Genomic DNA, 13197 nt, shown 5'->3' with positions numbered 1-13197 from the left:
CCATCAGGAATAAATATCTTCAAAATAGCGTACCACCAGCGATTTCATCAACATTTCCTGCTCCAGCATGGTGTACGGCGGAATAGCTTTAACAAGTTTCCAATGCGGCCAGCCATCCTGATCTACACCTTCCAGTTCGTAAAAGTCCATCTCGCTCAACAGCCTGCAGGTGGCAATATGCATCAGCTCTTCCTTTTGCCGCTTGCTGTATTTTTTTGGTCCTTTGCCCAGCTCCTGAACACCGATTAAAAAAAGCATTACCTTTAAATCGGGTAGGTCCGAATCAAATTCCGTTGCAATTCGCTGTTGCAGGGCTTTCCACCTAGTATTTATCTCCGAGGGTTTCATTTTGCAAAGATAACGTTAAAAAAGGCCACCCCGTAGTTCGTTTAACAAAAGCTTAACCCGTGTAAAGTAAAATTTAAATCTTTTAAGTTTTTAGCCATCAACCAAAAAATATTTTTGGCTACATTTATAACCTATGAATACAAACCCTAACAAGATATTTAAAGCTGGCCTGCTCGCATTCGGTATGTCGGGAAAGGTTTTTCATGCACCTTTTTTAAATGCGCACCCAGGCTTTAGCTTGAAAGCAGTGGTAGAGCGAAACGAAAAAAAGGCAGCGGCCGATTATCCGGATTTGATCAGTTACAACAGTATTGAGGAGCTACTAAACGATAACGAGATTGAATTGGTTGTGGTTAACACGCCAAATAATCTCCATTTTGAGCATGCCAAAGCGGCTTTAAATGCGGGTAAACATATTCTGGTTGAGAAGCCCTTTACAGCAACATCTGCACAGGCTAAACAGCTTTTCGAGCTTGCCGATGAGGTGGGCAAGCAAATTTTCTTTTATCAAAACCGTCGTTGGGACAGTGATTTCGCTTCGGTAAAAAAGGTACTGGCCAGTGGCAAGCTGGGCAAGCTAAATGAAATGCACCTGCGTTACGATCGATACCGGAATGTAATCGGTCCGAAGTTATTTAAAGAGAAAGCGATTGAGGCCAGTGGCTTGCTTTACGATTTAGGACCGCACCTGTTAGATCAGGTAATCAGTTTGTTCGGAAAACCGCTGAGTTTTCATAAAATTTTAGGAAAAAACAGAAAGGATACGCTTGTTGACGACTATTTTTCTATCCAGCTCAGTTACCCAGATAGCGTAAATGTTTTCGTAACCTCGAGCATGTTGGTTGTAAATCCGCAGGCTGCGTTTGTTTTACATGGCGTTACCGGAAGTTTCATTAAACAGCGTACCGATTCGCAGGAAGAGCAATTACTGGCAGGCAAAAAATTAACCGACGTCGGTTTCGGTATTGAGCCAGAAGGTTCGGAAGGTTTGCTGACTACAATAGATGCAGACGGGAATAAGACGGATGAGCTGATTCCATCGGAGGTGGGCAGTTACCTGCCTTTGTTTGATGCAGTTTACCAATCGTTGTTAACCAACGCCGCCTATCCGGTAACACGAGAAGATGTTCTTCATCAGTTGGAAATTTTGGAAAGCTAACAGGCTCATTATGCTAAACGGGTCGCATCGTTATCGGCGGTATAAACCTGAGGCGATATACAGCAAACAAAAACTAATCACAATTAACGACTATACGAATGAACTCGCTACCGTTTGGCTACCTTATTCCAATTTTCATCATCCTGTTATACTTTATTCTGCGGAAGAAAAAGCCGGCCATCGAACCGCTTACCGAAACCGACCTGCAGATACTAAACGACTATGTGGGTTTTTATCATCACCTTGATTCGACCGACAAGTTGCGCTTTGAAAAAAAAGTGGCTGCATTTTTCAGCACGGTAAAAATAGAGGCGGTTGGATTGGAAATGACCACATTAGATGAATTGCTGATCGCCTCGAGCGCCGTCATCCCAATCTTTGGGTTTCCGGATTGGCAGTACAGAAACCTAACCAGTGTATTGCTTTATCCGGATACGTTTAATCACGATTTTCAGTTTGACGGAGCCGAACGAAATATAACGGGCATGGTTGGCGGTGGTTACATGAACGGCCAAATGATCCTCTCGCGATCTGCATTAAGGCATGGCTTCTCTAAAAACGCCGGCAAGGAAAACACTGCGATACATGAGTTTGTGCACCTGCTCGATAAATCTGATGGCGCAACCGACGGCATTCCCGAAAATTTACTTGGCCACGAATACACAAGGCCGTGGATTAAAATGATGCACAAAGAGATGCAAAAGATCGAGGATAACAAGTCAGACATCAATCCTTATGCGATTACCAACGAAGCTGAGTTTTTTGCTGTAGTTTCAGAATACTTTTTTGAAAAACCGGAGATGCTTAAAAATAAACATCCGGATCTGTATCACCAATTGAGCCGCATCTTTGCGCAACAGCCTGCAAATTAAAAACTAATTATACTCCTAAATTAAACCGCTACAAACTGTATGAAAAAAGTATTCATCGTCAATCTTTCTATCCTATTCTTATCGTTCAGCGCCCTTGCGCAAAAAACGTACACCTTGAAACAAAATTTCCCGATAGGGAAAAAGTACGACTTTTCGGTGGTCTCCGATCAAATTATAAACCAGGAAGTGGCAGGTCAAAAAATCAACCTCAACCAGAATATTGGCACCGATTATACTTTTGCGATCCGTAATGGCGACAACATGGAGAAAAATATCGAGGTGGTGTACAACCGGATCTATATGAAATCGTCGGCCATGGGAAATGTAATGGCAATGGATTCCGACGATCAGGACAGCACTAAACCAAACCCTTTCAGGGGATTAAAGGGCGCCTCGTTTAATATGACCATTGCTGCTGATGGTTCAATAAAATCGATAACCGGGGTGGATAAGATGCTGAACGATATGGCCTCAAAAATGGGAACAGATTCGGCAATGACGCAAAGCATAAAAGCGGCACTAAGTAAGCAGTTCAACAGCGAGGGCATGAAACAAACCATGGAATCGACGTTGAGGGTTTACCCCGGAAAGCTAGTCAAAATTGGCGAAAGTTGGACGGTTGATACCAAAATGCAGATGACCATGCCGATAGAAACCATCACCAAATACACCCTTAAAGATGTGAAAGATGGCATTGCCTATCTGGACATTAGTGGAACATTAATTTCGAAAGGCAGCTTTGAAACCATGGGCAACAAATTGGAAACTGATTTAACGGGTACCAATGCAGGTGATGCGCAACTCGACATTAAAACCGGGCTGATTTTAAACAGTCATACAAGAATCGGGCTGATGGGCACCATGCAATCGATGGGGAACACCATAAAATTCGATTTGCAGGGAATTAACAAGGTAACGGCCAAAGAGATCAATTGATTGTGCAGCGCTATAGTTATTTCAGTTCGTGATGATGTTTAAAAAAAATAAAATCACTTGCCACCATTAAAGGGTAAATTCGTGATCTAAAAAATCGAAAATTGGCAAAATCAAAAACTGCATATTTCTGTCAGAGTTGCGGCTACGAATCGGCAAAATGGTTGGGTAAATGTCCTTCGTGCGGACAATGGAATACATTTGTAGAAGAAATAGTTGAAAAAGCGCCTGCATCAGTTCCGACCTGGAAAACCGATATAAGTACCAGAAAACTAAATAAACCGAGCAAGGTAGACGAGATTCAATCGTCAGTTGAAAGAAGAATATTAACCGGCGATAAGGAGCTTGACCGGGTTTTGGGCGGCGGCTTGGTGGAGGGCTCTCTCGTGCTGATTGGCGGCGAGCCGGGGATTGGAAAATCGACCCTGATGCTTCAATTGGCGTTGAACCTGCAAGGTAAAAAACTGCTTTATGTTTCGGGCGAAGAAAGCGAGCAGCAAATTAAAATGCGAGCGGAAAGAATCAAGGAAAGCGGCGTGTCTGACTGTTATATCTTAACCGAAACATCTACTCAGAACATTTTCAAGCAAATAGAAATTTTGGCGCCCGAGGTTGTGGTTGTCGACTCAATCCAAACCCTCCATTCGTCTCATATCGACTCTACACCGGGAAGCGTTTCACAGGTAAGGGAATGTACCGCCGAGCTGCTCAGGTTTGCAAAAGAAACGGGTGTGCCGGTTTTCCTTATTGGCCACATCACGAAAGACGGCGCTATTGCAGGGCCAAAAATATTGGAACACATGGTCGATACCGTTTTACAGTTTGAAGGTGATCGGCATCATGTTTACCGAATTTTGCGCTCCATTAAAAATCGTTTTGGCGCCGCAGCCGAACTTGGGATCTACGAAATGCAGGGAAGCGGCTTACGAGAAGTTTCCAATCCGTCTGAAATCTTACTTTCGCAACGCGATGAAGAACTGAGTGGCATTGCAATTTCGGCCATGCTGGAGGGTGCCAGGCCAATGTTGATTGAAACACAGGCACTGGTAAGCTCGGCAGCGTACGGCACTCCGCAAAGATCGGCCACAGGCTTTGATACCAAACGCATGAATATGCTTTTGGCCGTGCTCGAAAAGCGCTGCGGCTTTAGGCTGAGCACGCAAGATGTGTTCTTAAACATTGCCGGAGGGATCAGGGTTGAAGACCCGGCGATCGATTTGGCGGTGTTAATTGCGATCATTTCCTCACAGCAGGATATTCCGATTTCGTCTAAAAACTGTTTTGCTGCCGAGGTAGGGCTGTCGGGAGAGATTAGGGCCGTAAACAGAATTGAGCAACGCATAGCAGAGGCCGATAAACTCGGCTTTGAAACCATTTATATTTCGAAATACAATTTAAAAGGAGTCGACAGCTCCAAATACCAATTGGAGATTAAGGCCGTTGGTAAAATTGAAGAAGTATTTGAAATGATTTTTGGCTAAGTCTCCATCATAACTGGGGAATTATCTCAACGTTATTTTAAATATCGCTGATTAAATTCCCCAGTTCTACAGCTAAATTATTTTTGGCACGAATGTTAAAAACATTACAACACCCTGTTAATAAGCGAAATACGACCTATTTTTATCACTATCACATTTTTGGATTAACATTTGCCTAATGTAGTATGTTGTACATCATGGGATGTGATCTATAACAATAGGGATGATTTTCCTCGTTAGCGATAGTTAACGAGGATTTTTTTTGCAATAGGGTTTTGAAACTTCAGTTAGCCGTTATTTTCAGCGAGACCAATTTGGTTTACTTAACCAGGATTCAGCCGGTCGTAGGTAACTACAACCAAACTTGAAATGCTCAGGGTGATATTTATTAAGCCATCTTATGATTAACATACAATACCAACTTCAACCTTCCTTGCACTTTCTGCTCAATAATATAAAATATCGCTTACGGTATCTCCAATGGCGATGGCGACAAGAGCAAGGCGGTGCTAGACCAGCGACAAGCACATAGCACAATTTGGGGAAGCTAAGGAAGAAATTCCCCGTGTTGAGGATTATTTTCCCCGCTTTTTGTTGTTGAATTATTTTGGCATCAGCGCAGACAAAAAATAAACTACTGTTTTACAGCATGTTGCAGCATTAAACAAAGGAGTACCAAGTTTGGCGTAGGGTTTGCCTAGTATATAGTGTTGTACATCATGGGATGTGATCTATAACAATAGGGATGATTTTCCTCGTTAGCGATAGTTAACGAGGATTTTTTTTGCCTTATCATATCAAGCATCAGTATCACCAATGCTTTGGAGGTGAAATCTTTAAACTCGGCTTAAAATGATGCTTAAAAGATTTCTCTCCCGAAATTTCGGGACTACGCTACAGTCGAAAAGACGACCAAATTTTAGAATCTGTCATTGGTAGAGATTAGGTTTTGGAAAAGCAAAGAAATAGTTACAGGTTAAAGTGAAGTGTTTTCGTGATTGCGATGGACAACCTGTCCCGATTTCTCCTATAGTGTGGAGACATTTTTTTTGCGCCGTCATTCCCGCGCAGGCGGGAATCTTAATGCTCGGCGCCCAATTTATTGCGCATTAGGATCTCTCCCGAAGTTATCCGATGACAAGTAATCACAAGGGAATACCCAGCAAAACAGGAAGATCTTATAAAGGAATAATAGTGATTAAACCCCAAATCAAATTGGGGCGTGTAAGGAAAATTTTACCCACATTGGGGATGATTTTCCTCGGTTATGATTTGAGCACAATTTGGCATAGAACAAATGAAGAACATAACAAATTGATTATTAGCTAATTCTGAACCACGATCCCATTTAAGAAAGTTTGGCGTAGGGTTTGCCTAGTATATAGTGTTGTACATCATGGGATGTGATCTATAACAATAGGGATGATTTTCCTCGTTAGCGATAGTTAACGAGGATTTTTTTTGCACTTACTATTCAGACAAATTTTAAATATCTTTGATTGAGATAAATAACTGTAACACTAATAGTAAAAACACCATGAGAAAAATCATCTTAAGCTTTTCCTTTTGCTTATTCGCAACTATTGGATTTGCCCAAACTGCCTACACCGGACAGAAGTTTGGCGAGGAAGTTAAGCCGGGCAACGTAAAGCCAGCATCAAAAATGGAGGCGGCCATGGGCGATTCGCAAACTGTGGATATGAAAATTGAGGGCAAGGTGGTAGATGTTTGCAAGAAAAAAGGTTGCTGGATGACCCTGGCGATGCCAAATGGCGACCCAATGCGGGTTACATTTAAAGATTATGCCTTTTTTATGCCTAAAGACATTGTTGGCAAAACAGTGGTGCTGGATGGTATTGCTAAAAAGCAGACGATTTCTGTAGAAACCTTGCGCCATTATGCTGAAGATGCAAAGCGATCTCCCGAAGAAGTTGCAAAAATTACTGATCCCAAAAGGGAGCTGGCATTTGAGGCTAAAGGTGTAGTGATTTTAGAGAAATAAGCTGAAAGACCAAAGCTCAAAGCTGAAAGACCAAAGCGCAGAGAGTAAAGTTCAAAGACCAAAGCGTAAAGATTAAAGCATAAGAGGCTTTTAGCACAACGATTAGCCCGTCTTGGTGTTAATAATTGACATTAACGATTAGAAACAAAAACGCCCCGTGACAAAATGTAACGGGGCGTTTATATTTTAAGGTTTTTTAAGGACTTATAAAATCCAATTCCAGCCAAATTCATCAGCGGTTAAGCCATATCTGATGTCATTTAGCTTTTTAGCTATTCCGTTTGAAATGTTACGCGTAGATGGATCTGTTAACTGATAGGTTTCGCCCTCGTAACCAATTTCGCCAACATGGGTAACGGTTGCCGCTGTTCCGGCTGCAAAGGCCTCGGTTAAACTTCCGTTTTGTATTCCTTCGATTACTTCTTTGACGGAAACTCTGCGTTCTTCTACCTCGATTCCGTCTTCTTTAGCAAGTTTAATGATGGTATCACGCGTTACGCCATCTAGCACTGTGCTGCGTACCGAAGGCGTTACCAGCTTGCCATTAATTACGAAAATTAAGTTGGCCGTTCCTGCTTCTTCAATATATTCATGGCTGGCAGAATCAGTCCAGATTAATTGATCAAAGCCTTCTTTTTTAGCCTGCTCAAAAGGGTATAACGACCGGGCATAGTTACCTGCAGTTTTAGCAAAACCTACGCCGCCATCATCGGCACGGGTAAACTCGGTTTCAATTTTAACTTTTAATGCCGAGCTGTAATACGGGCCCGTTGGTGTTGTCAATAAAGCAAACTTGTAAGTATCTGATGCTTTTACGCCTAAATACGGGTCGGTTGCAAACATCACCGGACGGATATATAATGCATAATCCTCTTGATTAGGCACCCATTTCTCATCGGCCTTAATCAATGCCGCTAAACCTTGCATAAATAATTCTTCAGGGATAGTTGGCATAGACATCCTTGCTGCAGATTTGTTAAAACGCTCGAAGTTTTTATCAGCTCTAAACACACTGATTTTACCATCAGGTTGGCGATAAGCTTTCAACCCTTCAAAAATAGCCTGGCCATAATGAAGCGCCGAAATAGCCGGACTCATCGGAATGGGACCATAAGGAAGAATTTGCAGGTTTTTCCATTCGCCATCTTCGAAGTCGGCCGTAAACATGTGGTCGGTAAAAACTTTACCGAAAGGTAATTGAGAGAAATCTGTAACCGTCAAACGTGTTTGAGCAGCTTTGGTAATTTTTATATCTAATGTGTCAGTCATACTTTTATATTTTTGAAGCGAGAATTTGAATGAATGACTGATTTGCATCGTCTAGATTCAACCATTTTATCATTCTTTAATTCAATCATTGGTTATTTCGGACAAAGTTAACGAAAATGCGCACTTATTTAACAGGCTTTTGTTATATTATTCTTTGTTTTTGAGTGTTTTAAGCACACTAAGCACCCAACTTTTTCCCCATTCGTCAATTTGGTCATCTGTCCATAAGAAAGGGTAAAAAATTCTTTTTTGAAAACGCGGAGGCAGGTACTTTTGCCAGTTGGTGCCGCCTGTTGCGGCCACGTCGACGGGGTCTTTTTCTAAGTAACGAACGGCCGATTTGTAGTGCGAAAGCGGCCATTCTACATTGACGTACAAATCGAGCTTACGCAATTCTTCGGCAAGCGCAGAAACATCGGCTCCGTTGGCCGCCAGTTGATGATAAAGTGCAGCAAAATTGGTCGAGATATTATCTTTTGCCAACTGCAAAAATTGCGCTGCGTATTTTTTGATAAACTGCTTCAGAGTTAACGTTTGCTTACCCGATGCCAGTTCTGTAGCGCCAAATTTCCAGTAAATGTGCTCAAACTGTTCCTCTATGGTTGCGGTGCTTAAAGCGGTCCGCTTACTTTTATCAACAAGGCGAATAAAATCTGTGGCATAAATCTCAATCATCCGGTATTGCCCCGATTGAAACCCACTTGCTGGCAAAAGAGACATCCGAAACTTTAGAAACTGCTCTTTTTCCATGCCATCAACCATTACCTCGAATGAGGTTGTTAAGGCATTAAAATAAGCATTGATTCTTTTTACTCGAGCCGTAAAAAATGCCACGGTTAAGTTTTCATGGGCTGAAATTTGCTGGCACTCGTGTAAGGCAAGTTTGAAGTATAGCTCAGTAATTTGATGATACATAATAAAAATCTGCTCATCGGGGAATGGCGTTTTGGGGCTTTGCAAGCTGAGCAAAGTGTCTAAATGGATATAATCCCAATACGTCAAAAAATCGGCATAAAGCAGGCCGTCGAGATAGGAGGACATGTCTTGCCCCATAGCCGTATACTTCTCTTGCAGTTGATTCAGTTTGTCCTTTATTTCTGGTGTGAAGTCCATTAGTTTGATTTATTATTACAAAGGTGATAAAGATTTTGGTAGGAATGCCTAAAATCTATATTTTTGGAACAATGGCGATGGGGTACCGCCAAAACCGCCCAAACAGGCTGATGACTCCTACGATTTTTATTTAAAATTGAATTCAATGCCTGTTAAAAATTTAACAGAAGGATTTCTTCTGTCTATCAATCGCTTCATTAAGCAAGATTTCGGATTAGTGTTTTTAAATGCTGCAAAATGGCTCATTTTTTCGGCCCTGGTTGGTGTAACTGTTGGCTCGGCTTCAGCCCTGTTTTTAGTGATGCTAAATTGGGCAACCGATTACCGCGAAAGCCATCTTTGGATCATCTCACTTTTGCCATTGGCTGGATTAATTATCGGCCTTTCTTTTCATTACTGGGGCAAGGAAGTGGTAAAGGGAAATAATCTTTTGATTGAAGAATTACACACACCAAAAAAGATTATTCCGTTGATTATGGCGCCGCTGATTTTTGCCGGAACCATTATTACCCATTTATTTGGGGGCTCGGCGGGAAGAGAGGGTACAGCGGTACAAATCGGAGGTGCCTTTGCCGATCAATTTACAAAAATTTTCAAGTTAAGGCCGAGAGATCGAAAAGTAATCTTGATTTGTGGCATCAGCGCTGGCTTTGCCTCCGTATTTGGAACGCCGCTGGCCGGGGCCGTTTTCGGGCTTGAGGTTTTTGTGGTGGGTACATTGATGTACAGCTCCATTTTGCCGTCGTTCATTTCAGCGGTCATTGCCGATTATGCTTGTAAAGCCTGGGGCGTTGGTCATACGCATTACGTTATTGCCGAAGTGCCGGATCTCAATACCTTAAACCTGTTGTTAGCGCTCGCTTCGGGCATCGCGTTCGGCTTGGCGGCCAGAAGTTTCTCTGCATTGACCCATTTTTTAACCACGCTGTTCGGCAAGATAAAATACCCACCTTTACGGCCGGTTTTAGGAGGGCTTATCCTCATTGTGATTATTTATTTATTGGGTAACACCCGATTTATCGGCTTGGGAATTCCCGTTATTTCAGAATCATTTTCGCAGCAAGAGCCTTATTATACTTTTTTGGTGAAGTTGTTTTTAACCGCTTTAACTTTGGGTGCCGGCTTTAAAGGCGGCGAAGTAACGCCGCTATTTTTTATCGGCGCCACGTTAGGCAGTTTTTTAAGTATTTTTATGCCATTGCCAGTTGGCCTGCTCGCGGGAATGGGCTTTGTCGCCGTTTTCTCGGGGGCCGCAAACACGCCGCTGGCCTGTGTGTTTATGGGTATAGAGCTGTTTGGCGATACATCTGGCGTTTACATTGCACTCGCCTGTGTTACTGCATATCTATTTTCTGGTCATACCGGGATCTATCGCTCGCAAAAAATTGGAAGTCCTAAGCACTTGCTGTTAAAGCGACATCAGTTTTTGAAGTGAGTGGTTTTGCGCCGGCGAATCAAGGCCGCTAAGAATTCATCATATAGGTACATCATTCATGCCGAAAACCATTGAAGCCGTCCTTTCGACCGAAGTGCTCCACAGGAGCTCCTTTGGAGGAAAATCTTTGAATTTTAGTAGAGATTTCTCGGCTGCGCTCGAAATGACGACCTTTCTTAGGAGTCCGCTTCTAAAACGAACATCATTTTAGATTCATCTGAAAATATTTAAACTCAAAATGACAGCGCCGCGTTTTAGTACAGCACCCTAAATTTGATGGTATGCTCAATCTTTTTTAACGATTTGAACAGCTGTTTGTCGTATTCTGCATTGATGTCTGTAATTGCATAACCAATGTGTGCGTTCGTCATTAAAAACTGACCTACAATGTTGATGTTATGCTGTGCGAATACCGTATTTATTTGCGCCATTATGCCAGGAACGTTTCTGTGAATATGGATCAAACGGTGCGACTTTGTAATTTTTGGCAGTTGCAGATTCGGAAAGTTGCTACTCAAATAGGTGGCTCCGGTGTTCATAAAATCCGTTACTCGCCTTGGAATAAAGTCGATGTTGCGGGGATTATTTTTAGGATCATCGAAAACCACGATTCCCTGCTTAGTGCAAAGCTCAAGATCGATCTTATTTTTTGCATTGCCCAAATAGCCGATTGTCTTCAACTTGGCCGCGTTCTTTAACTTTTCCTTATCCAATTTTTCACCATCAGCAAAAAGGATTACTCCAACGTCCTTCACGTATTTCTCCTCGAACGTTGCTTTATGCCTGATAGATAGGCCGTCAGATTTGAGTACGGCAATGCTCATCGGATCTACGTCGCCAATAACAAGGCATAAGATTCTGTTTTTTGGATAAGAAATTGCACGCGGAAGATCGTTCACATACAAAAACTCATCAAAACTTGGGGTAACATGATCGGCTTTGGCAACAATGCTCTCGCGGGCGATATTCTCCGTAAAAGCAAAAAACTTGTTGATCAAACCACTTTCCCGCAGCTGGAAATCCGAATAGCCATCACCAATGCCAAACAATTCGCCCTCCAACTTTAAATGCTGCAGCAACTTTACCTTTCCACCCTCTTCGCTTAGTGGGTTGGCATGGTCGTAATCAATAATATTTCCATCGCCGGTAGTTACAAAGGTATTGGCGTAAATATTTTCTTTTTTTATATGGTATTGGCTTACAACAGGCGTAATAAACTCTTTAAATCCTCCAGAAACGATCAAAACATCGTCAGCATGCTTCTTAAAAAACTCAGCATTTCGAGAAAAGGAAGTAGAAACCTTTTTCTTTAAATGTTTTATCAGCTGCTTCAAATGGTCTTCGTTGGCTTGCAATAGCTTTACCCGCTGAGCCAGGCTTTCTGAAAAAGAAAGCTTTCCTTCCATTGCGAAATTGGTATAATCTTCAATTTTTTGAAAAATCGCTTCCTTTTCGGGATGATTTTTTAGTGATATCCTGGCAAGTTCATCAAGTGCCTCCACCTGGGTAAATGTGCTATCAAAATCGATAATGTAGTAAGCTTTCTGTTTCGGCATTATTTTAAAAATTGGGTAATTTCTTTTATACTTTGAGCAAGGGGCTTAAAGCTAATTCCAGTTTGCTCGATTACTTTATTGTTATTGTAATAACTTAATGTTACACTGCTCTTTGCGGTATCTTTTGTTATCGCCGGCTCTTTACCTGTAAAAACGGATGCGAGTTTTAAGGCACGCCAAGCTATGCCAAGCATCCACGGTTTAGCCTCTTTTTTAGGTGGCTCGGCATCAAATCCAACCGCTATCTCTTTAAATAAATCCTTATAATGAATGTTTTCGGAAGAAATAATATAGCGCTCGCCCGCTATTTCCGCGTCCATCAATAAAATCATTGCCCTGGCCACATCTTCAACAGCTACAAAGCCCGATGCACCATCAGTATAGTAAGCGAATCCGTCTTTTATCAATTTAAAAATGGCCCCACTACCTTCAAAACCTGCATTTTTACCAATAATGACCGATGGATTTACGATAACAGCGTTCAATCCCTCGTTTATTCCCCGCCAAACCTCCATTTCGCCTTCATATTTCGAAAGCCCATAGGCATGCGCTTTGGCGTCGTATTCCCAAAAATCCCTTTCCGTAATTTGATTGCCTTTTTTAGCGTTACCGAGGGCGGCAACCGAACTTACATGTAACAGCCTGCAATTATTTTCGATACAAAGATTGATGATGTTCGAAGTGCCATCGATGTTAACGTGAAAAAGCCTCTTTTTATCTTTTGAACTTAACGATACGAAGGCAGCACAATGGAACACCTTTGTAACTCCTTCAAAAGCATCTTCCAGGTCAGACGGCTCGTTTATATCGGCCACGAACCACTCAACTAAGTTGTTATTGGCAATCAGAGCCGGAATTTTGGATTGTTCACGTTTTAGCGCCCGCACAGCTAAGCCCTTATCGGTCAACTGTTTTATTAATTCAGACCCTAAAAATCCCGTTCCTCCGGTTACCAGTATCATTTTATTTTTTTGTAGCTATATGTGGAAATACGCATTCAAAAATAGATATTTGAGGCGAGAGTTTTAA

General features: G+C 42.0%; 11 protein-coding genes and 1 riboswitch. Of the genes, 6 read left to right on the top strand and 5 right to left on the bottom strand.

Features of this window, described 5'->3' with window-relative positions:
• Positions 1 to 3: 3 nt before the first annotated feature.
• Positions 4 to 348: a hypothetical protein gene (locus IZT61_RS14600; RefSeq protein ID WP_196097721.1), complete on the bottom strand. Its 345-nt coding sequence runs from the start codon at positions 346 to 348 to the stop codon at positions 4 to 6.
• A 133-nt stretch (positions 349 to 481) separates the two neighbouring features.
• On the opposite strand from IZT61_RS14600, the gene IZT61_RS14595 reads away from it, so the two are divergent.
• From IZT61_RS14595 to IZT61_RS14575, 5 genes are all read left to right on the top strand, one after another.
• A complete protein-coding gene (locus tag IZT61_RS14595) occupies positions 482 to 1507 on the top strand; it encodes a Gfo/Idh/MocA family oxidoreductase (protein WP_196097720.1) in 1026 nt (341 codons plus the stop codon).
• Between the two features lie 98 nt (positions 1508 to 1605).
• On the top strand, positions 1606 to 2379 hold the full coding sequence (locus IZT61_RS14590; RefSeq protein ID WP_196097718.1) for a M90 family metallopeptidase: 774 nt from the start codon (positions 1606 to 1608) through the stop codon (positions 2377 to 2379).
• 39 nt (positions 2380 to 2418) lie between these two features.
• Positions 2419 to 3315: a DUF6263 family protein gene (locus tag IZT61_RS14585; RefSeq protein ID WP_196097716.1), complete on the top strand. Its 897-nt coding sequence runs from the start codon at positions 2419 to 2421 to the stop codon at positions 3313 to 3315.
• A 101-nt stretch (positions 3316 to 3416) separates the two neighbouring features.
• The gene (gene radA, locus IZT61_RS14580; protein WP_196097714.1) at positions 3417 to 4793 is read left to right on the top strand and encodes a DNA repair protein RadA; all 1377 of its coding nucleotides are present in this window, start codon (positions 3417 to 3419) and stop codon (positions 4791 to 4793) included.
• A 1537-nt stretch (positions 4794 to 6330) separates the two neighbouring features.
• The gene (locus IZT61_RS14575) at positions 6331 to 6795 is read left to right on the top strand and encodes a DUF4920 domain-containing protein (protein WP_196097712.1); all 465 of its coding nucleotides are present in this window, start codon (positions 6331 to 6333) and stop codon (positions 6793 to 6795) included.
• Positions 6796 to 6999: 204 nt separating this feature from the next.
• On the opposite strand, the gene IZT61_RS14570 is transcribed toward IZT61_RS14575, so the two are convergent.
• Both IZT61_RS14570 and IZT61_RS14565 read right to left on the bottom strand, forming a co-directional pair.
• Entirely contained in the window at positions 7000 to 8064 is a 1065-nt protein-coding gene (locus tag IZT61_RS14570; protein WP_196097711.1) for a branched-chain amino acid aminotransferase, read from the bottom strand.
• Positions 8065 to 8211: 147 nt separating this feature from the next.
• Positions 8212 to 9177, bottom strand: a complete 966-nt coding sequence (locus IZT61_RS14565; RefSeq protein WP_196097709.1) for a tryptophan 2,3-dioxygenase family protein — start codon at positions 9175 to 9177, stop codon at positions 8212 to 8214.
• 64 nt (positions 9178 to 9241) lie between these two features.
• A riboswitch (Fluoride riboswitch) is annotated at positions 9242 to 9304 on the top strand.
• A gap of 18 nt (positions 9305 to 9322) precedes the next feature.
• Between IZT61_RS14565 and IZT61_RS14560 the strand changes: the two genes are divergently transcribed.
• The gene (locus IZT61_RS14560) at positions 9323 to 10612 is read left to right on the top strand and encodes a voltage-gated chloride channel family protein (protein WP_196097707.1); all 1290 of its coding nucleotides are present in this window, start codon (positions 9323 to 9325) and stop codon (positions 10610 to 10612) included.
• A 254-nt stretch (positions 10613 to 10866) separates the two neighbouring features.
• Here IZT61_RS14560 and IZT61_RS14555 read toward each other — a convergent pair whose 3' ends face one another.
• Positions 10867 to 12168 (bottom strand): HAD-IB family phosphatase, encoded by a 1302-nt coding sequence (locus IZT61_RS14555; protein ID WP_196097705.1) that lies wholly within the window; start codon positions 12166 to 12168, stop codon positions 10867 to 10869.
• Positions 12168 to 13130, bottom strand: a complete 963-nt coding sequence (locus tag IZT61_RS14550) for an NAD-dependent epimerase/dehydratase family protein (protein ID WP_196097704.1) — start codon at positions 13128 to 13130, stop codon at positions 12168 to 12170. The genes IZT61_RS14555 and IZT61_RS14550 overlap by 1 nt, the downstream gene beginning before the upstream one ends.
• Between the last annotated feature and the right edge of the window lie 67 nt (positions 13131 to 13197).

The organism is Pedobacter endophyticus, assembly GCF_015679185.1.
GTDB classification, from domain to species: Bacteria; Bacteroidota; Bacteroidia; order Sphingobacteriales; family Sphingobacteriaceae; genus Pedobacter; species Pedobacter endophyticus.
This window is presented reverse-complemented; position numbering and strand designations above follow the sequence as displayed.

Coding starts and splice junctions, on each gene's coding strand:
- IZT61_RS14585 (WP_196097716.1), top strand. CDS start 2,419: ATGAAAAAAGTATTCATCGTCAATCTTTCTATCCTATTCTTATCGTTC.
- IZT61_RS14590 (WP_196097718.1), top strand. CDS start 1,606: ATGAACTCGCTACCGTTTGGCTACCTTATTCCAATTTTCATCATCCTG.
- IZT61_RS14600 (WP_196097721.1), bottom strand. CDS start 348: ATGAAACCCTCGGAGATAAATACTAGGTGGAAAGCCCTGCAACAGCGA.
- IZT61_RS14560 (WP_196097707.1), top strand. CDS start 9,323: ATGCCTGTTAAAAATTTAACAGAAGGATTTCTTCTGTCTATCAATCGC.
- IZT61_RS14550 (WP_196097704.1), bottom strand. CDS start 13,130: ATGATACTGGTAACCGGAGGAACGGGATTTTTAGGGTCTGAATTAATA.
- IZT61_RS14595 (WP_196097720.1), top strand. CDS start 482: ATGAATACAAACCCTAACAAGATATTTAAAGCTGGCCTGCTCGCATTC.
- IZT61_RS14565 (WP_196097709.1), bottom strand. CDS start 9,177: ATGGACTTCACACCAGAAATAAAGGACAAACTGAATCAACTGCAAGAG.
- IZT61_RS14575 (WP_196097712.1), top strand. CDS start 6,331: ATGAGAAAAATCATCTTAAGCTTTTCCTTTTGCTTATTCGCAACTATT.
- IZT61_RS14570 (WP_196097711.1), bottom strand. CDS start 8,064: ATGACTGACACATTAGATATAAAAATTACCAAAGCTGCTCAAACACGT.
- IZT61_RS14555 (WP_196097705.1), bottom strand. CDS start 12,168: ATGCCGAAACAGAAAGCTTACTACATTATCGATTTTGATAGCACATTT.